A 25,547-nucleotide genomic window follows, 5' to 3' on the forward strand; every position below is an offset into this window, starting at 1 on the left:
TCACCTCACCTCTCAGCCTGAAGCCTCTTCCCTATACTGGCTGGAGCAGTACCAAAGGCTAGTGCTGGGCCTATGAGGAGGCTAAACCAGCCGATTATTATTGCTGCAGTATCAGCTGTCATTCTCTCCTCGGAGCCTAGATATCCCTTGGATGGACCAGTAGCGAAGGCGTAGATGAACAGTATTACCCCCAGCGTTATCAGTAGGTATCCGAGCAATCTAACCGCTTGGCTCTGAGCCATCCGTACACGCCCCCGGTTCACAGCAGTATGCCAAAGCATTTCCTTGTGTTTGTTCGCGATTGTACAGCTTATTAAAAATTATCCTAGATTTGTTAAAGGCGTATACTATTTGTGAAACCGGTCTGAAGTAGGCAGTAGCTCGAGGACAGGCGATACTACTCTTACCCCTGGTGTGCCGCATAGTAGCCTAATAGACTGTAGCCATATTGCTGGTTTATCGCTGGAGGAGCTGGGTGTAGGCAGTTGAGCAGCATACTAATGCTCTACATCATAGCTATTGCTGCTGCTGTATCAGTTGTATGGTTCTTCCACATAAGGCGCGTCATGCTGATGAGGATGAGGGGGCTCGTATCCCTACTCGAGAGGAGTTTCAGACCGAGGGATACACAGTACATGCTTCTAGGCTACCTTGTCGGGTTCCGCGCAGAATACCTGCTCGGCGACGGGCCAGCTTCTAGGGCTTGGATACTCTACACAACCCCGCCCTACCACGTGTTCTTCTATCTCCCAGTCATAAGCCTGGGCAAGCGTAGGGAGAAGCTTGAGATAACACTGCGGCTCCGCAGCCCCTTGCCAGGAGAGGCCCATATCTATGATCCCGGTGACCGTGGCGTTGTGAGGGCCGTAGTGGCTGACACCGCTGGTGCTGGCCGGAGGCTCTATCGTGGGACAGTGAGTATTGCTGGCCGCGAATTAGAGGCACTCTATAGCGGCGACATAGCGCTCGCCAAAGCCAAGAGCCTCTTCGAGGAGCTTGTTGCCGCCGGCGTGGATGTTAGGAGGGTATCCATAGTTGATCGGCTCCATGCACTCCATGTCTCAGTGGTACCCCAGCTGGATACCGTTGAGGAGCTTGTTAAACGGGTGATGGGGTTCGCTGGAGAGCTACAGTCTAGCCGTTGAAGGCTTAGTTGTAGAGCTTGATGGACGCACCATACTCCGTGGAGTAGATCTCGCTGCTGAGCGTAATGACTACCTTGTTGTTCTGGGACCTAGCGGCTCGGGTAAAACCACGCTGCTCCGTGCTATAGCTGGGCTCGTACCGGCTGCGAAGGGCAGGATACTGATCCAGGGGAGGGATGTTACCAGGCTACCACCTTGGGAGCGAGACGTTGCCCTGGTACAGCAGATACCTGGGCTCCTCCCCCACCTCACGGTTGAGGAGAACATTGTACTGGCGGCTATTAGCCGTACTGGGCTCCCAAGGAGCGAGGCGCGGAGGAGAGCTAGGGAGCTAGCTGAGATCCTGAGAATAATGGATGTCCTCAACCGGAAGCCGGGGAGCCTCAGTGGCGGCCAGCTACAGCGTGCAGCTATAGCACTCGCACTCGCCATGGAGCCCTCCCTGCTACTCCTCGACGAGCCCCTAAGCCACCTCGACCGCCCACTAGCCGAGGAACTCCGGGGGGTGCTTAGAAGGCTGCACCGCGACTACGGTATAACGATAGTACACGTGACCCATGACCAAGACGAGGCTCTGGCGCTTGCCACGAGAATAGCGATAATGAGGAGCGGCAAGATAATAGCATTTGGGGAGGCACCTACTATATACTATAGGCCGCCTAGCCCCGAAGCCGCAAGATTTCTCGGCCACAACTTGGTTGACGCCCACCTCCTCGGCCAAGGCGAGGGAGTAATAGCCATACCTCCGGAGGCCATTGAGCTGGGGAGCGGAGAGTACGAGGCAACCATAGCTTCCGTTGAGGTTGAGAGGGGCCGTTACACTATGAGGCTGCTGGTTAACAACACCGTGGAGCTTAGAGCATACGTTCACCCGCTAAGGGCAAAGAGGCTGAGGCCCGGCACGAAAACCCGCTTTAATATAGACTGGAGCCTTACAATCACATACCCGGCTGAGACAAAGTGAAGCACCCTAGGGGGAGGAGGCTCTACATAATCTTAGCATTTGCACTGGTAGCCGTAGCTGCGGCTAGGTATGCTGTGCTGGTGCATACTGCTAGTAGCTCGCTTGCAGGCTTCTTCGGCAACGGGTTCTGCGATCCGGGCAGCTGCGCCTTCTATATAGAAACCAAGGGCATACTGAAGAGCTTAGACATAAGATTCTCCAGTGAATGCGTTAAGGCCCATATGCCGGGCTATGGTGTCCCCGTGGACGAGTATCTCGAGGCAAAACTGTGGAGGCTAAATAGCAGCACCTACCGTATCGTAGTCAAGACAACACCACACACATACCTGGACTACGTTGTGGAGACTAGTCCTTGCACGAGGCCCCGTGGCAATCCAGTTCAACTTGTCTATACCCGGGGGCTGATGGTGAGAGCTAGGACTGTTGCACCGGTAGAGCTCGAGGACGTCGTGCCCACCGCCTGGTACGCCTACACCATACTGGTGAGTTTTAATGGGAGCTGTAGCCTCAGCATAAAGCTGTACGCGTTCCAGGACCGTGTGGCGTGGGAGACTGTTCGCGAGGGACAGACCAACACTTCAACACTACTAGTGCCTGCTGGTGGCGCATTGGATGTGGAGGGTTATGGGCCAGAGTATACTAAGCTCGTGCTTGTAAACTACTCGGATACGAACTGCACAGCAACCGTTAGGGTCTACCGCGTCCCCGCTGTAAAGGTTGGAGCAGTATTCGAGGACTATAATGTAACGCTCTCCCTGCCACTGCTTACAGGGCTCCCAGCTGGCAGATAGGCTTGAGCTAGTGGAGGCTGAGCCCGCCAAGCTTGTCCCCTAGGAGGCTTGCAGCGTAGCCTAGGGCTAGTCCGGCTGCTACATCTGCAACGTAGTGGTTTGCTGTGTAAACTGTGGCAAACGACATTGACGCTACCCAGGCCACTGCTACCAGGAGGGAGCGCCTCGAGCCCCCGTATAGTTTGACATAGTAGTAGCCAAAGATCACCGCCATCCCAACATGCATGCTTGGCATTGCAGCATAGGGGTTAGGATCTATCCGAGCCCCCATAACAAGCTCAACCAGCTTTAGCACGAGGTTGGGAGGCCTCTCAATACATGGCAATGCTATCCAAGGCGGCGCCGTAGGTGATAGTACGTAGACAGTTATAGCTACAGCGCTCGCTACTAGGAATGCTGCTAGCAGCCTACGGAAAAGCTTGGGTTCGCGAAAGGCTAGGAGCACTGCGAAGGCGAAGAAGTAGACGGGGTGTAGGGCGTAGACTATGCCTGTATAGATGTCGAGTACTAGGAGCCGGTGAAACTGAAAGTACACCGCGAGTGGAACCCCGAACAACGCAACTTCAAGGTCTACGTAGGGAGCGTAGACAGCATAGCTCTGGAGGCGGAACGCAATACCACGAGCCATCTCGTACCCGGCGTAGGCTAGGACGAATGGAACCATGTAGAGTAGTACGCGCAAATACGGTCTATCCAGCCGCAGCTTCCACATGTTCACACCAATCTCTTAGCACCACTAAGCTTGGAGGTGTCCAGGTAGCGCTGAGCCCTCTTCCACCGGGGCCCGAGGATGTTCCGGAGCCTTTCAAGGGTTAGCTCGCCCTTCTCTCTGAACTCAACTATCCTCCTAGCAGTCCTAGGCCCAATACCCGGAACCCTCAACAACTCTCTAAACTTCGCGGTGGTAGGATCCACCGGATACCACTCAGGATGAGCCCATGCAAGCCGATCCTTCAGCCTCGCCGTATCGGGAGGAATGTTTCCCTGCTCGTCCAGGAGCGGCTCAAAATCCCCCAGCTTGAATCCATACCTTGACAGCAGCATCCAGGCCTCGTAGAGCTGCCTAATCCTCCACATCGGCGTAGGCCTCCGTATCTTCTCGGCGAGCGGTGTTCCGGGCACGGGGGTATAGGGGCTGAAGTGCATAATGCCAACACCGCTTGCAGCGAGGCCCTCAGCGAGCCGTAGAATGTCGAGGTCGGATTCGCCACTAGCACCAACAACCAGCTGCGTGTCTACACGCTGCGGGCTACCTGCTACACGAGCAGCATAGAGGAGCTTACTGAGAAGGTCGAGGCTCCAGCTACCCTTGCTCGGCGCTATCTCTGCAAACTGGGTAGGCGATGGAGCTTCAAGGTTTAGTCCGACACGGTCAGCGAGCCTCAAAGCTTCACGGATAAGACTCGGCGGAGTACCAGGCATGAGCCGTACATGAATGTAGCCGCTGTAGCCTCTCCTCCTAAGCTCCCAAACAACACTCAACAAGTCCTCAACAACACGCTCTGGATCACCGTAGAAGCCGCTACTTAGAAACAAACCCCTCACGAGACCCCGACGGTAAGCCTCAAGGAAGACCCGAACCAGCCTTTCAAGTTTCCAAGCCTCGCGGCGAACACGACAAGTAGTAGAGAGTGGACAATAGCGACAGTCCATCCGGCAAGCACTACTCAACAACGTCTTGAATAACGGACCCCCCGTACTGCGATACACTGGGATTTCTACACGCTCGAAGCGCTCAGCACCCTCCACTAAAATGCTCGGACTGCGCCACTTCCAGCTCCAAGCCACAAACTACCAGCCCAGCCCTATCCTCTACACGGGTGATACCAGGTATAGCCTTCCCGCCATGACGGTTTACCAGCACAGAATAGTGTGGGCCAAGATCTGGGTTGTAGCTTAAAGCCCAAGTTTTCTCCTTTGGAATATGGGCATCTCTTTTAGAGGCTCCTAGATACATCGCGGCGACGAGGACTAAACCTGCATCATCTACCTCGAGGCCACCAGCCTTGTGGGCTTCGAGTAAGTGATCACCGTTTGTGTAGACGGTTAGTTGGTCCGACACCCTATTCCAGCCTTGCACCATCATAGTCCACGTCTACGACTCTAGCCTCCAGAGACCCCCAATACTTCTCTAGCACGGCTGAGACCCTTCTCATAACCTGGTCCTCCTCACCCTCCCTTACAACTGCGAAGAGGGTTGGTCCTGCGCCGCTTATGTTGAATGCTAGCGCGCCTGACTGGAGAGCCTCCTTCTTGGCTTCCCAATAGCCTGGAATCAGCTTTGCCCGTGTCGCCTCAATTGGACCTCCATAATTTATTGTCTTTATTGCTTCGTATGGATCTGCACCGCTGAGGCCGAGGGCTAATGCAACCGCCTTTTCTACCCATTCAACTGCATCGCTGTGCTCTATAGTTTCTGGGAGAACCTCCCTCATAACTTGTGTTTTAGCCTTTCCAGGCAACAGTCTTAACACCATTGTCTTCGGGATAAAGAGGACTATTCTCATGCCTGGCGGTAGTCTTAGCCGTGCTATTCTCGGTTTTTTACGGTTTAGCAGAATGACCAAACCACCCAGTAGGCTGGCAGCAACGTTATCGTAGTGTGGTGCACCCGCTGTCAGCGCCTCAGCAAGGCCAGCAAATCGTACTAGCTCTATCGGCTCGAGAGGACTACCAAGGAGCGCGTTGATAGCGTACACCGTGGCTGCCGCTGTAGCACCACTACTCCCGAGACCCATGCCGGGCGGTATGCCCTTCTCAACAGTATACGTACATGAAGCTTCTCATCTAGATACTCTAGCAGTTTGCGGGCTGCCACGTATGCCGTGTTAGACTCACCACTAGGTGCACCAACAGCTTCAACTTCAACTCTCGGCTCTGAAGATTGTCTCCCAACAACTTCAACGGTGACTGTGTCGTATGCATAGCTCACAGCAAGTGCTGCAAGGTCGAAGAGTACGCCTAGATTAGCAATGCTTGATGGTGCTTTAACTCTCACCCTGGATACTGTCATTGCAGTGCACACCTATGGTATGCTAGGCCTTACTCGCTACCGGTAATTTGAACCTTTCTTATGGAGTTAGCCGGGAGACCATATAGAGCCAGAGCCACTGTAGGGCAATGATTGTAGATAGCATACTGCCCGTATGCTGACACGTGCTATCCTCATAAAAACATCTAGATAACCTATGCACCAGTGTAACCGGTGGCAGGCATGAGTACAAGACGTGATAGCCGTGAAAAGGGCCCTACCACGAAGGTTATCCAGGCACTGTCTTCAGCTCTGGGCAGCGACCCCTATGCTCCAATAGTTACCCCGATATATCGTACCGCGCCATTCATGTTTCCTAGAGAAGATTCGCCAATGATACGTGGTAGGCCCTACAAGTACTCTAGGGAGGATAACCCAACCATAGTTACCCTAGAGAAGGCTATTACGATTCTCGAGGAGGGCGAAGACACGCTTGTATTTAACACCGGGATGGCTGCAATCTCGACTCTATTATTTGCATTACTTGGCCCTGGCGACCGTGTAGTAGCGACACGGGAAGCCTATGGATCGACACTACACCTCCTCAAGGAGCTGGAGAGGTGGGGCGTCAAAGTCGTCCTAGCAGGCCCGGACAGCGGGGATATCGCCTCCGAGGCTAGCAAGCCTGGAACGAAACTCGTGTTTGTCGAGACTATTACTAACCCACTTCTACATGTTACGGATGTACCAGAGGTTGCCAAGGCTGCAAGAGAGTCGGGGGCCATACTCGTAGTGGACAATACTTTTGCAACGCCAATCCTCTTCCGGCCCCTACGCCACGGAGCTACGCTTGTAGTACACAGTCTAACCAAGTACATGGCTGGCCACAACGATGTAATGGGTGGCTCGGTAACCGGGCCAGCCAGCATAGTGTCTGACAGGCTCTGGGAGTGGAGGAAGATCATGGGTACAACTATGGATCCCGAGCAGGCATTCCTCGTGGCGAGGGGCTTGAAAACACTTGAAATCCGGGTGAAGAGGCATTGCGAGAACGCGCTCAAAATAGCTGAGTTCCTAGCTGAACACCCCAAGATACGCGAAGTGTACTATCCCGGCCTGCCTGGCAACCCATCTCACAGTGTTGCAAAACGCCTATTCCCATCCGGTATGTATGGCGGAGTTGTAAGCTTTAGAGTTAGGGGAGGAAGAAACGAGGTACTGAAGCTGATGAGGAGGCTCACACTAGTAAAGCCTTCACCAAGCCTTGGAGCTCCAGAGAGCCTACTAGCATACCCTGTTGAGAGTAGCCATTCATCACTATCGCCGGAGGAGAGGAAAGCTCTCGGGATAACGGAGGACCTTGTCAGGCTCAGTGTAGGCCTTGAAAACTATGAAGATATAATAGAGGACCTCGACCAGGCACTATCGGCGTTATAGCTCGATCAATGTTTTACACACTAGCCGGAGAGGCTAGCTCACATACATACATACATCAAGCATTGTGTTTGGGGATTGTTAAACCTAGGGCGTATCCACCCCTAAAAACCTGTATAGTACTGGCTCCAGCCGTTTCCTAACCTCAAAGATGTGATAGCCGACTAGTATCTCCTTAGGCCACCTAGACGACTTCCTACGCGCCTCATCCCAGAGCCTCATATGCTTCCTCGGTAGGAATACCACTACCTCCCGGAGCCCCCTAGCAGTTAGGTTAAACATAACCTTCGCCAGTATGTCTGTCACTAAGCTGTGAAGCTTGGGGTTTTCGAGCACGATCTCCGGTGGGACTTCATAGCAGCAAGCAGGGTACTCCTCAGCCTTCTCGTATGGGACTAGGACTAGGAGGTCGCTGAAGTATAGCCATTCTATGCCGCGTGGTTTGTTAGCCTTGCTGTCCCATAGGCCTAGACGGCGGAGGAGACCGCGAATACGTCTACTCACGGGGCTCTTGGTGTAAGGCTTGACATTACTGCAAGGTGTTACTATCGCAACGCTGCTCTGGGGCGTGTATTCCTCTCGGAGCCATGTCCACCACTTTGCTACTGCCGGGTGCTTGAATGCTTGAGGGCCGACAAGCTGTGGATCCAGAGGGGCTTCGTGGCGGGGCAAGAATCTCCCCTCACTGTCTTTACGGAAGCTTATCCTGCTAGGCCTAGCTGTCAAACTTATGCTTGGCTGATGCTGCAGACTATACTCTACTGCTGCCTCGGCCAAGACGACAACCCAGATAAGGTAATACCCATGAAACCGTGTAAAAGCCACGCGCCCCCACTCCAGAGCAGAGCGTCACCTCAGAGAACGAAGAGGTAGGAATGAAGGGGGAGCGGCGGACGGCTGAGCCACGCCAGGCCCGCTCATCAAGCCGCCAAGGGCGGCGGCTTTGCGGGCGGGCCCTGGAGTGCCGCCATGATATGATTATTGTAGTGCTAGACTCCCTTATGAGGATACTCCTAAGCGGGTTACGACTGGCTAGTCTACAGGGGCTGAGCTGACTCGTTGTCTAATTCTATGTTCGAATTGCAGGACCGGATTAGAATGGTATATGGTATAGGAGCCATTATTTGGACATAGTATTGTTCACTACGAATGACTGTTAATACCATTATTGTGTCTTGAAGGAGGGGGAGAGTGTGATGCGTATAGTTGATCTTACTATGACGTTGAAGACTGGCGCGCCCGTGTTCCCGGGTGATCCACTGCCAATAGTGCGTACATGGACCACTATAAGGGAGCATGGCTACTACTCGAATCTACTAGTGTTTGGCGAGCATACGGGAACCCATGTTGACGCTCCAGCACACTTCATTGAGGATGCACCTACGGTCGATGAGGTGCCAATAGAGAGGTTTATGGGCAGGGGCGTGGTAATCGATGCTTCTAGCCTTGATGGGAAGGCGCTAATTAACAAGGAGTTTATCGAGGCTGAGCTGAAGAAGCTTGGGGTTAATGTTGGGCCTGGCTGGGTGGTGTTATTTTACACTGGCCACGACGAGAAGGCTGGTAAGCCCGAGTGGTTCGAGCATCCCGGCCTTGACGAGTCCGGGGCAAGATACCTCGCAGAGAGGAACGTCAATGCCGTGGGTATTGATGCTCCTAGTATAGACCATGAACCGTTTCCTGGCCACAGAATCTTGTTGTCGAGGGGCATATTGATATATGAGAATCTTACGAACCTACGAGAGCTGCTCGGCAGGCCAGGCTTCCAGTTCATCGGGCTTGCCGCTGAAGATTCTGAGAGGCTCAGCGAGTCCGGTGCGCGCCATAGCGATACTTGAGGCATAAGCCGGGAGGCCAGGCAATGTTGTGACCTCTAAGCTATAGAATCGGGAAAGAGCCTATTCCGACGGGGGAGGCGCAGAGGAGGCGGGTAGGACCGCCCGGAAGGACTGTAAAAGATGCAAATGGGAATGATCCTTCCTAGATCACCCTATCGTTTTAGTATACGCCTATGCTGAATATTCTCTCCTCATCTGCTACTGCTGCTTCGCCGCGCGGCGCTAGAGATAGGAAGCCTAGGCTAGCAAAGACCGCGCCAGCAGCAGCAAATGCCTTCGCTATGGCGGGGGTGCCGCCTATCTTGTCTATCAGATTCTTGGCAGCCTCGTTAGCCCAGGACACACCACCCCAGTCTACGATGGCGCCACTGGCAGTCTTCGTGGCCTCGTTGACGCTGCTTGCTCCGGCCACAGCTAGGAGCCACGCGACAGCCATCAACACAGCCCCGATCTTGAGGGCGTTGTTGTTAAGCTTTATCCCCAGCATCCAGATAGCAGCAATCCCCATAACATGGTAGAGGAGCAGCAGTACGCCACCAGTACCCGCTAGGCCCTCTGCGCCACTATAGTAGCCCGTCAGTATTCCCGCCACGCCGAGCAGGCCAATCAACCCTATACCGGCGAAGGTTGGCTTACGAGCCTCCGCGCCATAGGATAGCCAGCCAGCAGCCGTCAATACCGCCGAACCTGGACCCGCAAAGGGAGCGGATAGGTAGCCTATGCTGAGCAGTATCTTGGAGTACACGCCGGGCTCCCCAGCACCTAGATGATAGGCAAGACTGGGCCTAGCAGTCTAGGGGGCTAGTAACACCGCTACAACCCAAAGATGATGTGTATGGAGAACTCTAAGAGCGTGCTAGGCGTGGAAGAATATTTGGAGAGAAGAATTGAAATACTGTTGAGGCTATCCTGTGCGGAAAACGGTTTGGCAGTTACTTTTTCGCGTACAGCCAGCAGGCTACCTTGTGACCCTGCTTGACCTCGACTAGTGGTGGCTCCTCCTTCTCGCAAAGGCTGCGTACCTGTTCGTTCTCATCGTAGGCTAGGCAGCGTGGCCTGAATCTACAGCCTTTGGGGAGGTGTATGGCACTTGTGACTTCGCCCTTTATTGGGAGGTAGCGTGTCTTCAGCCTGTTGCTGGGGTCGGGCTCGGGAATCGCTGAAATAAGTGCCTTGGTGTAGGGGTGGAGTGGGTTGTTTATCAGCTCGTCTGCCTCAGCCTCCTCCACTATTTTGCCCAGGTACATTACTGCTATCCTGTCACACACATAGCGCGCCAGAGCTAGATCGTGGGTAATGAATAGCTGTGCCAGCTTGTGCTTATCTCTTAGTTCATTAAGTATCTCCAGCACCTCAGCGCGTATGGAGACGTCGAGCATCGACACAGGCTCGTCGGCCACTATAAACCTCGGGTTTAACAGTAGAGCCTTCGCTATGGATACACGCTGCCTCTGCCCGCCGCTAAGTTGATGCGGGTAACGGTTCACGAAGTCCTCGGGTGGTGTTAGCTTAACCATCTCCAAGGCCTTCATAACTATCTCGAGACGCTCCTCGTAGGTCTCGCCAATGCCGTGTATTAGCAGGGGCTCCTCTAGAATCTCGCCTATCTTCATGCGTGGGTTTAGGCTGCCAAAGGGATCCTGGAAGACTATCTGTAGCTCACGACGCAGCGGCTTCATATACTTGTCAGGCACCTTGTAGATATCCACTATTCCCTGCTCCTTGTCAACAATGGCTTGGGGGGCTAGCTTAGCTATCTCCTCAAGTGTTTTCTCACTGGGCCTAAAGAGAACCCTACCGCTAACCACGGCGTTCTCTACAAGCCTTATCAGTGCACGGCCAGTCGTGGACTTGCCGCAGCCGCTCTCGCCAACGAGGCAGTATGTTTCGCCTGGCTTTATCTCGAGGCTAATCCCGTCTACTGCGTGTACGTAAAGCTGGGGTTTACGGAGAATAACGTCTAGCAGTGAGCGGCGTACCGGGTACCAGACCTTTAGGTTTTCAGCCTTAATTACGAAGCTCATACCCAGCCCTCACCCCTCACGCCTCCTACCTCCTCTTCAGCCTGGGCTCGACAACTGTCTCGAGGGCTAGGCCTAGGAGTACGAAGGCTAGCGAGGTAATGCCTATCAGTATGCCTGGTGGCAGTATCCACCACCAAATTCCATAGCTACCTCCAGAGCCTATGTAGGCGCGTGCATCGGCTAGTATGCTACCCCATGTTGGTAGGCCGTGCTGTATGCCTAGCACACTGAGACCTGCCTCTGTCAAGATGGCGTTTGGCACCGAGAACACCAGCGTTGCCATAGCATATGGCACTATCTGTGGTATAATATGACGGAATATTATCCTCACGTTGGAGGCGCCTATCGCCCCTGGCAGCATCTATGTATGGCTCGGCCTTAATGCTAAGCGTCATGGAGCGCACTATGATTGCTAGGCCTCCCCAGCCCAGCACCACTAGGACGCCGATGATTACAAACAGCCTATACCACGGACTAACATCCATCGCTTGCAGCGCTACACCGATGAGCACTAGGATTGGTAGGAGTGGAATATTACCGATAACGTCCACTGTACGCTGTATAAGCTCGTCAACCCAGCCGCCATAGTAGCCGCTAACCACGCCCGCTATAAGGCCTATAATCACGCTAGATACGGCAGCAAAGAAGCCTATTAGCAGTGCTACAGGGAAGCCGTAGAGCAGGCCTAGGTATAGGTCGCGGCCCTTGTCATCGGTACCCATGTAGCCGTAGGCGGAGCCCTGCACTATTATCTCCAGCTCCTGTACACCAAGCCTATTCTGCTCTATCTGCTCCATGAGGGTTTGCATCCGCACGCCTGGAGCAGAGTACAGCAATACAACGGTTATCTTATAGGTGCCCTGTAACGGTTCGACCGCACCGTTGACCATGCGGCCAAATAGCAGCTTAATAGCCATACCTTGCGCCCGCTCCCTGGTAAGGTTTTGCTCGCTGAAGATGCTGACAAACTGGTCAGCAAGTATATTAGCGTCATAACGCTCCACACCGCGCTCAGCTAGAGCCTTCACCGTCACCGTCTGTGGCCTATTGACGAGCACCGTTATGCCATCGGGCCGTGTGACGAATACGTACGGCGTTACATGTAGAGCCCTGCCACTAACGTTACCAGGATTAATCACAAGGTATTTTATCAGCAGCCCCTTCGGAAACTGGGGCTCCTTAAGCTCGTATGTAAGAGTATAATTCTGCACATAGCCTGCACGCAGTATCGTCGTACCAGTGCCTGGCAGCGTAAAGTTCAGTATGCTGATACCGCTAGCCGTGGGCGAGTCATAGACCTTGGCTACGTGGGGAGCCGTCGGGGCACCGAATACGCTAACCCAGGCAGGCTCTGCTAGCTCGGGATTACCCTCCCAGTACTTCATGTTGTAGGTCCACTTGTCGACGAAGTCTGGAGGCATTGTTGTAATAGCGTATACTGATATGACAACAAGCGCTACAACCAATATTATTCCAAGCTTGCCCATAGTCTGGCTCCAGACTTCCTTAAGCACCTCCCTTACGCCACGGAGTCTTTCAGACCAGGTTCTCCGGAGGGCCATCTCCGCACCACGAGTACCCATCCTACGAGCCACGCCCACGTCACCCCCGGAGGCACATGTTTCGGGGCTAGTATCTCACCCTCGGGTCTAACGCGACGTAGAGAACTTCTAGTATGAACCTAGCAACTATGTAGACAACCGTTGTTATGTAGACGAGGCCTATTATTGTGGGTGCATCGCCGCTCGAGATAGCCGCGTAGTATAGCGAGCCCATGCCCGGCCAGTTGAACACCGACTCCGTGATGATGAAGCCACCAATGCTAGTCGCAAGTGATAGTATGACAATGGTTGCTACTGGGCCCGCAATAACCCTTAGTATGTAGCGGCGTATCACCAGCCTCTCCGGCAGCCCCTTAGCCCTAGCCACAGCCACGTAGTCCTCACCTACAACACGCAGAGCTATAGCACGCACGCCGTAGAGCCAACCGCCAAGCAACGCTATGACAACGGTGGTTATTGGCAGCCAGGAGTAGTAGAGAAGCCCCTTTAGTGCACCCACCGGGTCCTCGGTGAAACTATTAATGTACTTTATAACACCATGATAGTTTGTCGGCGCTATACGCAAGTGGTAGCCAAAGATGAAGATGAACAGTATGCCAAGCCACCACACTGGCAACGCATTCATGAGCGCTGCATAACTGATAGCAGCCCTGTCAAGAAGGCTCCCACGTCTGTAGGCTATGAGAGGTGCTAGCCACAAAGCAATAATTGTACAGATAATCTCGGCAATAGTCAACATAACCACTGTACGCGGCAGCGTTATCAGTATAGCATCCTTAACCTTTAGCGGCAGCTGCTCACCAACAATGTTTGCAACCTCCTCGCTCTTCACATACCCCAAATCAAGTATCAGCGCCCTCACAGCCATGGGGACAACACGCTGAGTCCAGGGCTTATCAAGTCCATAAATTTGGACCAGCTCTTGTCTGCGTTGCTCAACGAGCTTCTGAATATCTGCTGTAGGAATATTCTGCTGCACCAGCTGCTGCCTATACGCTTGCAGCTCAGTCTCAACAATAGCCTGCAGAATCTTCTTATCATAGCCCGTAGCACCGATAATCACCGCCGTCGCCAACATTATTACGACTAGGGCTATTGTTAGTAGAACAGCACGGCGAACGAGAACACTAATAATCCTAGACGTTGACGACAAGAGCTAGCACCTCCCCCTATTGCCCTTAGTCCCAGCTACCATAGAACCCAGCTCGTGGGAATATAATTATAACTGCAACAGCCATGTTGATCAGGAAGAATACCGGGGAACAAGTATACAGAGACCACCATCCAGGACCCCTAGAACCCGTACAACACTGAACACATGAGAGGTGAAGTCTCACCCTCTGTAGACGCTCCAAACAAACAAACCACGTCTTACAGAGGGGCTGACTTTTGATTTAACGAATTCCGGAATGGGGCTGAAGCGCTAGGAGAAGTTATGGAAGGAAAGACCGGTGAGGGTGTGCGAAAAATAATGTGTGGAACGTCTTGTGGGAAATAGTTGCTAATCATGCTGACGCCATGCTAGCGTTTATGCTTAGCTACGCCTTGCAAAGACACCGTAGGCTATGGCTAGTAGCAGTATTAGGTTGATGACACTTACTATTAGTGCTAGGTTGGCCTTACTCTCTGCTGCAGCTGCCTTGTTCGTCGCTGTTGCTACATCGTCCTTGGTTGCTAGCCCACTTATACTGCTCTTGAGCGTGTCTGGCAGCTGCTGCACCGTCTTTAGCAGGTCTTGTATTTGTGTGTTTACACCACTAATGGCGTTACTAATCGCGCTAGCCACTTGCTCACCTAGTAGCTGTCTTAGCTGCTCTATTTGCTTCTGGATGTTCTCCTGTACTTGTTCTATCTTCCCTGCCGTCTCGGTAGTCTGTAGCGATACTGTCTGCTCCGCTGGCAGTGCTACACTTTCACTATAAGCTATCACTGTTAGGTCGTAGACAGAGTATTCTGCCAGCGTAGCTGTCAGGCTGGCTGGCAGCTTGATTAGGAAGCCACCAGGTGTCTCTTCAGCCTCGCCTACAGCTATTACCTTGTTGGTCTCTGGGTCGCGTAGCACATACTTGACATGTAGTGGTGATGGACCTGCAACTGTTACTATGATCCTTGCCTCCTTGCCTGGCGGTACTAGCGGTGTCTTGATACCAGTGATTGTTACCGGTGCTGGCAGGCCGAATACCCAGTCAGTTGGACCGAATGGGTACGTTGGGTCTCTGAATGCCTCTAGCTCCAGCATCTGGGCGTCCTTGTCGAACTTTACCAGCTTGAACGGTCCATCGCTAATCCATGCGTTACCGTAAGTGTCGATCCATGCCTTGGCCTTCTCTATCCTGTCAGCCCACTCGTCCGGTGTCATTAGCACTGTGCCGTCTGGTAGTGTGAAGTAGCCCTTGTAGGCGTCGTAACTTATCTCGTCAAGAGCCTCCTTTATAGCTGCGGCGTGGTCTGCTAGTACTAGGTTGAGCTGTGGTATGTTCTCCTTCCTGGCCCTAGTCTCGTCGAGCGCATAGGTCTTCTTGACGAATGCTAGGTAGTCCATTGCGAAGATTACTGGTGCGGGGTTGTACAGCGTGAATGCTGCGAAGTCGGCAATGTAGTTGGGGTCGAAGTGCCAGTAGTCAACGTATACCTCCACCTTGTTCTCGCTTGGCAGGAATCTGAACGCTACTATCTTTTCGTAGATCTCCTTAGCCGTAGAGGCGATTGCACCCTCGATCTGGCTCTTCTGCGGGTCATAGGTTATGTCTAGGTTCTCTGCCAGCCACGCCATTATGTCCGCGAAGGTTATTGGCTCACCGTCGTGCCACTTGCTGCCAACTAGCTTGGATACATCGAATACCACCTTGCTGACAGCCTCTATCCTGCCTAGATCCTTGGCGTATACCCACCTGTCGTTCTCAGCATCCCACCAGACAGCATCGTCGGGTACCGGTAGCTTGCCCTCTGGCCCAGCAGTCTCAACTGTGAACGGTGTTCTGAATGCTATTGGCTCACCATTGAACGGGTGTCTCCATATGCCGGGATCGTAGGTTGCGCGTGCTGGGTCTACGCTGTATACGTCATCAAAGCCGCCGAATGGGTTCCAGATAGTTCTAGCAGTGAATACCCATCTGTGGCCAACCTTTAGTGTGCCATCGCCGCCTGCTACGTAGGCGCCACGTATGAAGAATGGTGACCTCAGACCAGCGCCTAGGTCTAGGGTGACACCCTTAACCTCGCTCCTCGCTGGATAAGTGTCTAGAGTGGATACAATCCAGATCCTTAGGCTCTCTTGTATGCTTAGCTCGGTAGCCTTCTTTAGCAGGTCAATGAATTCCTCCTTGCTCTTGAAGCCGCCTAGGGATATGATCTTGCTGTACTCGTCAATGGTATCGTTCCTGTAGTTCCACCAGGTTGGCTCAGCCCAGCCTACTACCCAGCCGAACCAGGGTGCTGCGAACTGTGTCACCATCCATGGGTCCCAGCGGTCTATTGCACCCCTACCCCAGCCCTCAGTGTAGAAGTGCCACTCGAAGTCCTTGGGGTCACTCGCGTATACCTTAGTGATTGCCTCACCGAAGGGTACTATCTGCCTTAGCACCTTGATGCCAATGGTCTTCTCTAGCTCGTCGGCGAACATTTTACCAATATCTAGACGCTCGTCCTCCTGCCTTATGATGCCTATGACTTGTATTGGCTTACCATTGTAGTACCATACACCATCCCTGTACTCGGCACCAGCCTTCTGCAACACGCTGAAGACAATCTCCTTGGCTAGTGTTGGATTGTAGCTAAACTTATACTTGGCAACTACATCGATTACCTCCACGTATGTTGGGTCGCCAGCGCCATACACAGCGTACCTGGCAATGGCAAAGCCCTTGTAGATGTTCTTTACGATGTAGTCTCTGTCCACTAGGTAGTTCATGGCAAACCTTATCTCCTTGAAGCAGAACGGGTTAATGTCAAACTTATCGCTCTGCCAGAGAACCTTGCCACCAGCGCTGGTTACGCTGGTCTCCGGTATCTTGGCACATAGTTCTACAACAGTGATGTCCCTGTCCTCAATACTCACACCCACTGGCGGTACCTCCTCAGCGCCCGACGGCACGTAGGTTGCGTAGGCAATCACTACCGGGTCTACGCCTAGTTTCGTGGCTGCCTCCTCCTTGGTTAGCTTGCCCGGCAGCTCTACGATCATTACTGGAGCTGGGTTGAGGCCCAGGTCTACTAGGCCTGCTGGAGCCTGGTATAGCTCTATACCTTTCTCGCCTACAAGCTGCTGCGCGGCAGCTGGCCTTAGACCGAACAAGTAAACGTCGATGTCACCAGACTTTAGTGCTTGCACTACTTGCTCTAATGTAACCTGCTTCCAGATCACCTTGTCTGATGCTGGACCCTTCTCACCTTGCGCCTGGGCTGTAATCGCAACGCCTAGGCTTGGTAGGACAAATACCGCTATTAAGATTAGAGCTATGAGCTTTCTCACGATGGGTCACCCAGCGTATGCGGTTCCTACCCTAATCCGTGTTGTGTTTAGGTAAAGCATAAGGCGATGTTAAAAAAATTTCCTATGCTAGTTATTGGCTGGGATTGCAGTGGAACACGTGCGAGATTTGAATGCTGTTCTGAGAGAATTAGAGCCGAGCTGTAGATGGTTCGTTAGTTGGCATGTAAGCCTCAGCCCTCTGCTGGGAGCCAGACCCGCTGCTAGCACACTAAGCTCATAGGGTTTTTGACTCGCGGAGCGCTATGGCAGCCAGTGCTGCCGCTAGGAGCGTGGCTGCTGCTAGCGCGGGAAGCCTAAGCTTTACGACCTCCACACCTACAGCACTTGTACACCCCAAACTATCAACGTCTACAACTATGCTCTTTAGCTTTGATTCCACAAGTTCCAGCTTCAGCTTTCCAGCTGCTATGTTGTAGCTACAGGTAAGATTGTATAGTTCACCGCCATGCATTTGCCCTATATCGATTACACTGCAGCCCGGCACATAGATTGGCAGTTTACCGTAATCGCCCGGCAGAAATAGTATAGCACTATTAGCTTCCACTACTAGGATGGCATGCGTTACTGCGACCGGATAGAACCAGTTTAGCTCTAGTACACCAGGCTCAACACTCTTCATAACCGATGGTGGTAGTGTCTCCCTACTAGTCTTGAGGAGTACCATGTGTAGCAGCGAAGGGCCTAGTGCTAAGCTGCCACCCTCTGGCGGGAGATAGGCTACTGACACGTTTCCCGAACAGCTGGTATAGTTGCACTTGTAGTATAGTACCTCGAAGCCCAGGGGCTGCGAGGCAGTAGTGTTGACCACAGCCGGTTCAAGGGTTATATTCTGAACAGGTATGACGCAAAGCCCACCGAGATCAACCTCTCCAGACTCGACATGCACATCAGCCATAGCCACCACTATTAGTGCTATGGTCGAAAACATTAATGCTAGAAACCCCACTATAACGCTATATCCTCTACGCAAGGCGATATAACCCCGTGGTTGCCCCTGGGCTTCTCCTCGCGGAGTCTCCCTAGCCCCCAGAGGCTAAATCCGCACAAGTGTAGCTGTGATGCTGGGTGGAACTTGTTGAAGCTTACGAGTAAAATGCTTGCCGCAGGTATTGGACTGCTATTGCTCGCACTTGCCTCCTCGATAGCCGCTATGACGCCTACGTCCAAATATGTGTTTACCCGCGTGAAGAATATAGAGTCCGGCAACTCTACCATAGCCCTACTAGTCGCAACACTTGTAGACGAGCCTATAGAAGGCGTATCGGGTATCGATCTAAGCCTCGTAAATAACGGCGGTGACCTAAGGCTTGTTATGCTACGCAGAACCAATAGCGGTATAGTGACAGAGAACTATACCATCGCTTCGGGCTCATCAGTCAACATTACCGGCATAAGGCTAATGGATACCTTGCTGCTCCAATCACTACAAGGCCAGGGTGTAAACGCTACAGCATATATCACATTAACGATTTACGAGAGGAAGCTACTAGGGCTGAGTGCTGTAGCTCTTGCACTCTTCATAGCTGGTACCGTAGTTATAACTACAGCTATAGCGCTAAGGCTATCAGGTCTTGAGGTTGGCGAATAACCAGCCATGAAGAAGACTTGATTTTCCTAAAAACCTCGTCTTTGCACTGCCGAACGCGTGATGGTTAGAGATTCTCGCTGCAGTTAGTAGCGCTGGCGACGCTGGAACTCACCGAGCCTTCTCCGACCCCGGCGCTGCCATGACGCCTTAGGGGTCTCCTCGGGTACTTCTTCGGGCTGAGGAGCTTCGCTATCGTCGAGTCTGCGTATTCCGCCACGACCTCCAACATTGAGGACTACGTTGCCCCGATAATTAGTTGTCCAGGCGCCCTGGATCTCGACAGCCTCACCCTCCGACAATGTACCGGCTGCACGACCCCAGAGTGTTAGCTTCACCCTACCTGTCTCGTCGCCTACCACCGCCTCGCTTATCGTACGTGGACCCCTACGTGTCTCTATGACTCTGGGAGCTTCGGCTTCTAAAACACGGACTCGGACTGTTACGTTATCCATTCCGGGTTTAAGCTCTGATATTTTTACGGGGGTTTCCTTCTGGCTACGCATGGATACATCGACTCCAGCTACGCTAAACGAGTATGTACTGGCTCTCAGAGGCTTATATCCCTGCCGGACCAGTTGGCTGTGATGATGCTGGCCTGTGCTTAGCCCCCTACGGGCTGTGCTGAGAGGGGGCTTGGGAGCGGCGGCTGAGCCTTATTGCTTCAGGCTTGACGGGATCTGGTAGGAGGTCACGTAGCCTCCACACCCTTGTCTCACCGGTTACTAGCGAGCGTGAAGCGATCACAGTGTCATCGTCCGCAAACTCTGCTATCACCTGGCGGCAGGCTCCACAAGGCGGTAGTGGTAAGGTTGTATCTGACACTATTGCCACTGCCTTTATCCTGCGGCGGCCAGCTGTAATCATTGCCGCTACTGCCGCCCTCTCAGCACAGATTGTTAAGCCGTAACTTACATTCTCGACATTGACGCCCAGGTAGACTGTTCCATCGTCTGCTAGAACAACTGCTGCTACATGGACCCCACTGTAGGGGGCATAGCTGTTACCTATGACTTGCTTGGCCCTCTGGAATAGCTCCTCTAGATCCACCCCCAAGCTAGCCAAGGACTCTCACCCCTGGAGCCGGGGGCATGCTATGCATAGCATAGCTTCTCAGCTAACAACTCAAGACCCTAGAGGCACATTCCTCAAACACGTACGCCCAAGGCCAGCTACTCCAGCCGCGTGTAAGGCACCTGGATAAAATAGTGTCATGGTTACTGCTTCGCCTAGACCTGCTGGACGCCACGTTATTAGGTAGCGCTAAGCAGTGGAAAGTATGGGCGATGAGGGAGCCTGGGGGATCCCCCTAGCCCGGACGCCCCCGCCCACAATGGGCGGGGCTGGCTGAGGAGGTGGCCCCCTCCCCGAGCCCCGGGCCTATGCCTCCTGCTACCTACCGGAGACACCATACAACCCAACCTCCTCCGGGATGATTCTCACGTTCACCTTAAATGATGATTGAGAAGAGAACAATATCGTTATAGCTCAGAAACACTATTGAAGTCACAATAGTGCATATAGCTTACTACGAAAACCATTATGCTTCGAGCCTAGTGCTTAATCCTATACCTTGATCACAGATGGGCTGCTCCACATAGTCCTTACAATATGCAACATGCACAGGAAAAGCAACCATACAGTCTCAATGACTGGGCCATTGCAAATGACCCTTACATTGCGCACGTATCCTTCATTGGTTTGTTCCTAGCTCTTCTCTCGTTTTCGCCCTCAGAATCTTCAGTCTCGACGTGTTTGCTTTTCACTCAAGGGCAACCCTATGAGAGGCTTGGACTATCAATAGGCTGGGAGTATGTCAAGCTTGACAGGAGAGTGGCACAGAAGACAACGTTCAAACGGGCCCAGCGTGCCTAGTTTCAGCGTAGATGCTGGCTAGCGCTGTTTTGGGGTGGGCTAGTGTGACGGGTGTTAAGGTTCCCCTATACGATGTTCATAGGGAGCTTGGTGCATCGCTTGGAGAGTTTGCTGGGTGGCTAGTCCCCATAGATTATGGCAGTATTGTTGAGGAGCATGTTGCTGTGAGGAAGACTGTTGGGTTCTTCGATCTAAGCCATATGGCTAGGATAATCGTGTCAGGCCCCGATGCCGGCAAGCTGTTGGACAAGCTGGTGCCACGCTATCTTGAGTCAGAGCCAGGCACTATGCTTGGTCCAACAGCGTTCCTAAATGAGAACGCTGGCTTTGTTGACGATGTGATGCTCTACAACCTTGGCGGTAACCAGTGGATGATTGTTGCAAACGCTGTTAACCGGGAGAAAGTGCTAGGCTGGCTCAACGATTGGCTCTCAAGGCTAGGGTTTACAGCCAGCGTTGAGGACAAGACGTTGGAGCTAGCCATGTTTGCCGTCCAGGGTCCAAAGGCGGCTGAGCTTATGGAGAGGCTTGGTGCACCACGCGAGGTCTTGGAGCTGAAGCTGTTGAGGTTCCGGCTCAACGTAGAGCTATCAGAGGCAAAGGCAAGGGCATTTCTTGTTTCGCGTAGCGGGTGGACAGGCGAGGATGGCTTCGAGATCATAGCCCCAGTTGGTGAGGCTGAGAAGATACTCCGCAAGGCTGCTGAGATAGTTCGGGAGCTCGGAGGCAGACTATGCGGACTAGGCGCGAGGGATAGCTTGAGAATGGAGATGGGCTTCGTACTCTACGGCCACGAGATAGACGAGGAAACAACACCCGTCGATGCAAGGTACTGGTGGGTCTACCAGCCCGGCCCAAAGGAGGACTGCGTGGGCTGCAAGGCTCTTCGCGAGGCTCTACGGCGCGGCGCTGTAAAGGTAAGAGTGGGGATTAGGCTCTCGAAGAAGGCCCGCATAGTGCCACGGCAGGGAGACAAGATATACGTTGAGGGTGTTGAGGTAGGCCATGTGACCAGCGGCGCCTATAGTCCAGTCCTCGGCCGGAGCATAGCACAAGCATACATAAAGCCAAGCCACGCCCTCATGGGGCTCACCGTCGAGGTTGAACGGAGAGGCAAGAGGTACCAGGGCAAGATAGTCGACTTCCCACTAGTAAAGCCTACATCCTCACCACCACTCTAGCCATGGTGCTCCTTAAACGACAAAGAAAATCGGGACTCACAAGGCCACCGAGCAGTTTTACCCACTCACATCCATCAACCTAGACCCTATCCTCATAATACATAACAATCCACACTATCATAGTACTTGAGGAGATGCCGAAGCTGCACACCTAAAACAACACATTTCAGTATGGCTGAGCGCGGAGCACCAGCTCCAGCAACGACCCCGAAGATGATGCCCCAGCCCTCTGAGCCCTGCTGGATTCAATTCAATCCATCGTCTCCTATAGCTGGATTCAAATAGCCCAGCAATGGCTTTAGAAGCCTAAGCTCAGAGAGCCTCTGGAGACAAAGACATCACCAACCTAATGTCGACTTTGATTTAGCGTGCCCTCCAGGTGCAACAACCATGCCCATGGTGTATCACGATGGTAGAAGGCGGGCTGCAATATATGCTCCTGGCGCCTATGGCAGGGATGAGGGAAAGACTGGCCACGACCTAGTCATATTTAACGGCGGACTCCTATGGGATCTCATAGCCGTAGTAGACCCGTTTAACGCTGGCCGCGACGCAGGTGAGGTACTCGGGCTAGGCCGTAAAGGCATACCCATAGTGCGAAGTATCAAAGAAGCCATCGAGAAGGGTGCCGAAGCAATTATTGTAGGAGCTGCACCCGTTGGCGGCAAGCTGCCCGAGGAGTGGAAGCGAGATCTTCGCGACGCGCTTGAGGCAGGCCTCGATGTCTATAGTGGGCTTCACACCTTCCTCTCTGACGATCCGGAGCTCCGGGCTGCCGCAGAAAAAGGCAATGCCAGGATAGTTGACGTCCGCAAGCCTGATCCCCGCTATTACCGTGTCTGGGATGGCCGGGTTCTTGGCACTAAAATGAAGCGGGTCCTCATAGCAGGGACAGACTGCGATGCTGGAAAGAACATAGCAACCTACACTATATATCAAACCCTAGTACGTCGCGGAGCTAAGGCCTGCATGATAGGTACGGGCCAGACGATGTTGCTTCTAGGTGCTCGAGGCCTGGTAATGGATGCTATGCCAAGCGACTTTGTTGCTGGCGCTCTGGAAAAGATAATCGTTGAAGCCTACGAGCAAGGCTGCGAAGTAGCCGTGATTGAGGGCCAGGCTGCAATAACCCACGAAGCCTACGGCCACGTTACCCTAGGCATACTCCGTGGAGCTTCCCCAACACACATAGTGGTAGCACACGTGCCAGGCCGCCGCTGGCGATCAGCATTCAGCCACGCATGGATGCCCCTCAGAGCCCCCGAGCCAGGCGAAGAGCTAGTCTATCTCAAAGCACTGAATCCCTATCCGAACCCGGTACTAGCTGGAATAACGCTCAACACTAGCATGTACAGCTTGGAGGAAGCGAAACGAATCGAGGAAGAGTATACCCGTACATACATGGTGCCAGCTGTTGACCCATTGAGAACAAGCGTGGACGCAATAGTGGAACGGATCTTGTCGAGCTAAACTCTAGCCAGGGTTGCAAGGGCTACAAGTCGGGAGCCAGTAAGCAGTTCCAGTTGTTGCAGCAAAACCCGTATCCATGTTAGGCCTATTTTCTCGCTGTACCGAGCCCTAAATCAACGTCTACAGTCTCGGAGCCTAGTGGTCCCTGGAACCATATCTCATCTGTGAGGCTGTGCAACAAGTGATACGCTCTTATATACACCGTTCCACCGGACCACACGCTCATTCCTCTTCATAGGTGCTACCTGCCTAATACGCGGTAGATACCTGGTAGTATATTGTGGCGCTGCACTAAACACTGTTCTTGCGTGGGATATACTCTACTGGTGGGACTGCGTGAGCCTCGTAGAAGAGCCTCTCGCGCTTGAGTCCCTTTCGGAGAGCCTCTACAGCCTCGTAGACGAGGCACAGGCTACTGGGCTCTCCCTGCTACGCTTTATGTCCGCAGTGCGCAGTGTTGTCACAGCCTTAGTGCTTGGCGGAAGACTTGAGGGGGCTAGGCTACTAAAGATCGCTGAGAGCTACTCTGCCTCGGAGCGGCCGGCTGCAAGAGCCCTCGTGGTGTTTGACGGGTTTGCCTTCTACCTATACGCAAAACCCTACATAGACGTGGGCGACGTCGATGTCGCCATTGACGAGGCTGGTGATGTCGCTAAGGAGCTTGGCATAGAGGTTGTACCCATCATCGCAGGATACGAGTTTAGCGTTTACTGCCGAAAAGTACGCGAAGAGTATTGAAGTCGAGACTGTGAAGCTAGAAGCCTAGGACTTTACCTCCTTCAGCTTCTCCTCTACAAGTCTTCGGGCTAGTGCTGGGTCTGCCCTGCCCCGAGTCTTCCTCATAACCATGCCTACCAGGAAGTTTATCGCCTTCGGGTTTTTCAGCGCATCCCTCACGGCCTTGGGGTACTCCTTGAACACCTCCTCCACTACGCTACGCAGCACCTCCACATCCGCTATCCTACGGAACCCTAGCTTCTCAACCAGCTTCTCGGGGTCAGCACCCTGCTTAGCTATATGCTCAGCCATTTCCTTAGCTTGTCTAATGCTGATAACACCGCGGTCAAGGAGCTGCATGAGCTTTGCAAGGTGCTCAGGCTTGACCTTGGTGTAGAGTCCCCGTAGGTCCTCATCTTTTAGCCAGTTCAGCAGGTCATTTACAAGGTAGTTGGCCATGCGCTCATAATTACCCCTATACAGCCTGGCAGCGTCCTCAAAGAAGTCTGCAAGAACCTTACGCGAGACGAGTATCTTTGCAAGCTCCATCCGCACCCCATACTGGGATGCTATCCTCTTAGCCCTTGCATCTGGTAGCTCGGGCAGACTGTTGCGCAGCTCCTCCACTAGCTTCGCACTTATCCTTACTGGCGGCAGGTTGGGGTCAGGCATGTATCTGTAGTCCTCCTCCGTCTCCTTAACACGAGCTGGCAACGTCACCTTGCGCACCGGGTCCCAGTGGCGGGTCTCACGCTTCACATTCCGGCCCTTCATTAGGAGGTCGCGTTGCCTTGTAATCTCGTAGTAGAGGGCCTTCTTCACCTCGCTGAAACCACCAATATTCTTTACCTCGACCCTTTCTCCACCTTCAATGCTTACGTTAGCGTCCACGCGGATTGAGCCTTCTAGCCTGCAGTCACAAATGCCGAGATGCTCTACTATGCTGTGGAGTTTTTCGAGAAAGGCTACAGCCTCCTCGGGGGACTCCATATCTGGCTCGGTTACTATTTCGAGAAGTGCTACGCCGCTCCTATTGTAGTCCACTAGCGCATAGGGGCTTGCTAGTGGGCTACCGCCGGGGTAGACAATCCTGCCAGGATCTTCCTCCAGGTTTATCCTCCGTATCCTAATCTTCTTGGGCCCCTTGCCCGTCTCTATCTCGATATAGCCGCCCCTGCATATGGGCTCGAGGTACTGTGTTATCTGGTAGTTTTTGGGAAGGTCGGGGTAGAAGTAGTGCTTCCTGTCGAACCGGAGAATGTTGGCTACCTCGCCGTTTATTGCTAGGCAGAGTTGTATCGCCTTCTTGACCGCCTCCTCGTTGACTACTGGGAGAGCGCCGGGGAGACCGAGGCAGACAGGACAGACATGGGTGTTTGGCGGGGCGCCACGGTAGTCAGCGCTACAGCTACAGAATAACTTGGTCTTGAGACTTGTTATTTGTACGTGGACTTCAAGCCCTATAACCGCCTTGACACCGCTTACAGCCATACCCTGT

The 25,547-nt window shown here is 53.2% G+C and carries 27 protein-coding genes; 9 read left to right on the top strand and 18 right to left on the bottom strand.

Annotation, left to right across the window (positions count from 1 at the left end):
* Positions 1-5 precede the first annotated feature (5 nt).
* Positions 6-242, bottom strand: coding sequence for a hypothetical protein (locus HBUT_RS04245; RefSeq protein ID WP_011821981.1), 237 nt, complete (start codon positions 240-242; stop codon positions 6-8).
* Positions 243-485: 243 nt separating this feature from the next.
* Here HBUT_RS04245 and HBUT_RS08920 point away from each other — a divergent pair, with 243 nt between their 5' ends.
* Genes HBUT_RS08920 through HBUT_RS04260 form a run of 3 tightly spaced genes read left to right on the top strand, consistent with a single transcriptional unit; the run spans position 486 to position 2,900 of the window.
* A complete protein-coding gene (locus HBUT_RS08920; RefSeq protein ID WP_011821982.1) occupies positions 486-1,145 on the top strand; it encodes a hypothetical protein in 660 nt (219 codons plus the stop codon).
* Positions 1,146-1,176: 31 nt separating this feature from the next.
* A complete protein-coding gene (locus HBUT_RS09245) occupies positions 1,177-2,109 on the top strand; it encodes an ABC transporter ATP-binding protein (RefSeq protein ID WP_048061463.1) in 933 nt (310 codons plus the stop codon).
* Complete coding sequence (locus tag HBUT_RS04260) at positions 2,106-2,900, top strand: hypothetical protein (protein WP_011821984.1); 795 nt, start codon at positions 2,106-2,108, stop codon at positions 2,898-2,900. Before HBUT_RS09245 ends, HBUT_RS04260 begins: the two co-directional genes overlap by 4 nt.
* Positions 2,901-2,907: 7 nt before the next feature.
* Here the strand turns inward: HBUT_RS04260 and HBUT_RS04265 are convergent, their stop codons facing one another.
* From HBUT_RS04265 to HBUT_RS09520, 5 genes are read right to left on the bottom strand one after another with little or no spacing between them, the layout of a single operon-like run.
* Positions 2,908-3,612, bottom strand: coding sequence for a phosphatase PAP2 family protein (locus HBUT_RS04265; protein ID WP_011821985.1), 705 nt, complete (start codon positions 3,610-3,612; stop codon positions 2,908-2,910).
* Positions 3,613-3,614: 2 nt separating this feature from the next.
* On the bottom strand, positions 3,615-4,688 hold the full coding sequence (locus HBUT_RS04270) for a radical SAM protein (RefSeq protein WP_228546767.1): 1,074 nt from the start codon (positions 4,686-4,688) through the stop codon (positions 3,615-3,617).
* On the bottom strand, positions 4,636-4,962 hold the full coding sequence (locus tag HBUT_RS04275) for a hypothetical protein (protein ID WP_048061464.1): 327 nt from the start codon (positions 4,960-4,962) through the stop codon (positions 4,636-4,638). Before HBUT_RS04275 ends, HBUT_RS04270 begins: the two co-directional genes overlap by 53 nt.
* A 1-nt stretch (position 4,963) precedes the next feature.
* Positions 4,964-5,638, bottom strand: coding sequence for a homoserine kinase (locus HBUT_RS04280; RefSeq protein ID WP_011821987.1), 675 nt, complete (start codon positions 5,636-5,638; stop codon positions 4,964-4,966).
* Positions 5,554-5,913, bottom strand: coding sequence for a homoserine kinase (locus HBUT_RS09520; protein WP_011821988.1), 360 nt, complete (start codon positions 5,911-5,913; stop codon positions 5,554-5,556). The genes HBUT_RS04280 and HBUT_RS09520 overlap by 85 nt, the downstream gene beginning before the upstream one ends.
* 201 nt (positions 5,914-6,114) lie before the next feature.
* Here HBUT_RS09520 and HBUT_RS04290 point away from each other — a divergent pair, with 201 nt between their 5' ends.
* On the top strand, positions 6,115-7,308 hold the full coding sequence (locus HBUT_RS04290; protein ID WP_011821989.1) for a cystathionine gamma-synthase family protein: 1,194 nt from the start codon (positions 6,115-6,117) through the stop codon (positions 7,306-7,308).
* An 84-nt stretch (positions 7,309-7,392) separates the two neighbouring features.
* Here the strand turns inward: HBUT_RS04290 and HBUT_RS04295 are convergent, their stop codons facing one another.
* Entirely contained in the window at positions 7,393-8,082 is a 690-nt protein-coding gene (locus HBUT_RS04295; protein WP_011821990.1) for a DUF5591 domain-containing protein, read from the bottom strand.
* 419 nt (positions 8,083-8,501) lie between these two features.
* Between HBUT_RS04295 and HBUT_RS04300 the strand changes: the two genes are divergently transcribed.
* Positions 8,502-9,143, top strand: coding sequence for a cyclase family protein (locus HBUT_RS04300; RefSeq protein WP_011821991.1), 642 nt, complete (start codon positions 8,502-8,504; stop codon positions 9,141-9,143).
* A gap of 160 nt (positions 9,144-9,303) precedes the next feature.
* On the opposite strand, the gene HBUT_RS04305 is transcribed toward HBUT_RS04300, so the two are convergent.
* The 8 genes from HBUT_RS04305 to HBUT_RS09525 form a co-directional block, all read right to left on the bottom strand.
* Positions 9,304-9,888 carry a hypothetical protein gene (locus HBUT_RS04305; protein WP_011821992.1) on the bottom strand — a complete coding sequence of 195 codons (585 nt, stop codon included), beginning with the start codon at positions 9,886-9,888 and terminating at the stop codon, positions 9,304-9,306.
* Between the two features lie 187 nt (positions 9,889-10,075).
* Complete coding sequence (locus HBUT_RS04310; protein ID WP_011821993.1) at positions 10,076-11,167, bottom strand: ABC transporter ATP-binding protein; 1,092 nt, start codon at positions 11,165-11,167, stop codon at positions 10,076-10,078.
* 25 nt (positions 11,168-11,192) lie between these two features.
* Positions 11,193-11,462 (bottom strand): hypothetical protein, encoded by a 270-nt coding sequence (locus tag HBUT_RS10015; RefSeq protein ID WP_267195212.1) that lies wholly within the window; start codon positions 11,460-11,462, stop codon positions 11,193-11,195.
* On the bottom strand, positions 11,356-12,762 hold the full coding sequence (locus tag HBUT_RS10020; protein WP_052287752.1) for an ABC transporter permease: 1,407 nt from the start codon (positions 12,760-12,762) through the stop codon (positions 11,356-11,358). The genes HBUT_RS10015 and HBUT_RS10020 overlap by 107 nt, the downstream gene beginning before the upstream one ends.
* 34 nt (positions 12,763-12,796) lie before the next feature.
* Entirely contained in the window at positions 12,797-13,882 is a 1,086-nt protein-coding gene (locus HBUT_RS04320) for an ABC transporter permease (RefSeq protein WP_228546768.1), read from the bottom strand.
* A 381-nt stretch (positions 13,883-14,263) separates the two neighbouring features.
* Positions 14,264-17,200 carry an ABC transporter substrate-binding protein gene (locus HBUT_RS04325; protein ID WP_011821994.1) on the bottom strand — a complete coding sequence of 979 codons (2,937 nt, stop codon included), beginning with the start codon at positions 17,198-17,200 and terminating at the stop codon, positions 14,264-14,266.
* Positions 17,201-17,435: 235 nt separating this feature from the next.
* A complete protein-coding gene (locus tag HBUT_RS04330; RefSeq protein ID WP_011821995.1) occupies positions 17,436-18,191 on the bottom strand; it encodes a hypothetical protein in 756 nt (251 codons plus the stop codon).
* Positions 18,167-18,388, bottom strand: coding sequence for a hypothetical protein (locus tag HBUT_RS09525; RefSeq protein ID WP_153801387.1), 222 nt, complete (start codon positions 18,386-18,388; stop codon positions 18,167-18,169). Before HBUT_RS09525 ends, HBUT_RS04330 begins: the two co-directional genes overlap by 25 nt.
* Positions 18,389-18,404: 16 nt before the next feature.
* Between HBUT_RS09525 and HBUT_RS04335 the strand changes: the two genes are divergently transcribed.
* Positions 18,405-18,809, top strand: a complete 405-nt coding sequence (locus tag HBUT_RS04335) for a hypothetical protein (RefSeq protein WP_153801388.1) — start codon at positions 18,405-18,407, stop codon at positions 18,807-18,809.
* A gap of 83 nt (positions 18,810-18,892) precedes the next feature.
* On the opposite strand, the gene HBUT_RS04340 is transcribed toward HBUT_RS04335, so the two are convergent.
* The gene (locus HBUT_RS04340) at positions 18,893-19,312 is read right to left on the bottom strand and encodes a single stranded DNA-binding domain-containing protein (protein ID WP_011821997.1); all 420 of its coding nucleotides are present in this window, start codon (positions 19,310-19,312) and stop codon (positions 18,893-18,895) included.
* Positions 19,313-19,418: 106 nt separating this feature from the next.
* Positions 19,419-19,871, bottom strand: a complete 453-nt coding sequence (locus HBUT_RS04345; protein ID WP_011821998.1) for a cytidine deaminase — start codon at positions 19,869-19,871, stop codon at positions 19,419-19,421.
* An 854-nt stretch (positions 19,872-20,725) separates the two neighbouring features.
* Between HBUT_RS04345 and gcvT the strand changes: the two genes are divergently transcribed.
* The 3 genes from gcvT (at position 20,726) to HBUT_RS04365 (ending at position 24,070) form a co-directional block, all read left to right on the top strand.
* Positions 20,726-21,862 (top strand): glycine cleavage system aminomethyltransferase GcvT, encoded by a 1,137-nt coding sequence (gene gcvT, locus HBUT_RS04355; RefSeq protein ID WP_011821999.1) that lies wholly within the window; start codon positions 20,726-20,728, stop codon positions 21,860-21,862.
* 390 nt (positions 21,863-22,252) lie between these two features.
* Entirely contained in the window at positions 22,253-23,332 is a 1,080-nt protein-coding gene (locus HBUT_RS04360; RefSeq protein ID WP_011822000.1) for an N-acetyltransferase DgcN family protein, read from the top strand.
* A gap of 336 nt (positions 23,333-23,668) precedes the next feature.
* Entirely contained in the window at positions 23,669-24,070 is a 402-nt protein-coding gene (locus tag HBUT_RS04365; RefSeq protein WP_011822001.1) for a hypothetical protein, read from the top strand.
* A gap of 24 nt (positions 24,071-24,094) precedes the next feature.
* Here the strand turns inward: HBUT_RS04365 and gatB are convergent, their stop codons facing one another.
* Positions 24,095-25,540: an Asp-tRNA(Asn)/Glu-tRNA(Gln) amidotransferase subunit GatB gene (gatB, locus tag HBUT_RS04370; RefSeq protein ID WP_011822002.1), complete on the bottom strand. Its 1,446-nt coding sequence runs from the start codon at positions 25,538-25,540 to the stop codon at positions 24,095-24,097.
* Between the last annotated feature and the right edge of the window lie 7 nt (positions 25,541-25,547).

This window comes from Hyperthermus butylicus DSM 5456 (assembly GCF_000015145.1).
Lineage (GTDB): Archaea > Thermoproteota > Thermoprotei_A > Sulfolobales > Pyrodictiaceae > Hyperthermus > Hyperthermus butylicus.

Bases quoted from the DNA above. Each gene is read 5' to 3' on its own strand.
- HBUT_RS04290 (WP_011821989.1), top strand. From the start codon at position 6,115: ATGAGTACAAGACGTGATAGCCGTGAAAAGGGCCCTACCACGAAGGTT.
- HBUT_RS04360 (WP_011822000.1), top strand. From the start codon at position 22,253: ATGCCCATGGTGTATCACGATGGTAGAAGGCGGGCTGCAATATATGCT.
- HBUT_RS04310 (WP_011821993.1), bottom strand. From the start codon at position 11,167: ATGAGCTTCGTAATTAAGGCTGAAAACCTAAAGGTCTGGTACCCGGTA.
- HBUT_RS09520 (WP_011821988.1), bottom strand. From the start codon at position 5,913: ATGACAGTATCCAGGGTGAGAGTTAAAGCACCATCAAGCATTGCTAAT.
- HBUT_RS04340 (WP_011821997.1), bottom strand. From the start codon at position 19,312: ATGCGTAGCCAGAAGGAAACCCCCGTAAAAATATCAGAGCTTAAACCC.
- HBUT_RS04300 (WP_011821991.1), top strand. From the start codon at position 8,502: ATGCGTATAGTTGATCTTACTATGACGTTGAAGACTGGCGCGCCCGTG.
- HBUT_RS04245 (WP_011821981.1), bottom strand. From the start codon at position 242: ATGGCTCAGAGCCAAGCGGTTAGATTGCTCGGATACCTACTGATAACG.
- gatB (WP_011822002.1), bottom strand. From the start codon at position 25,540: ATGGCTGTAAGCGGTGTCAAGGCGGTTATAGGGCTTGAAGTCCACGTA.
- HBUT_RS04265 (WP_011821985.1), bottom strand. From the start codon at position 3,612: ATGTGGAAGCTGCGGCTGGATAGACCGTATTTGCGCGTACTACTCTAC.
- HBUT_RS04280 (WP_011821987.1), bottom strand. From the start codon at position 5,638: ATGGGTCTCGGGAGTAGTGGTGCTACAGCGGCAGCCACGGTGTACGCT.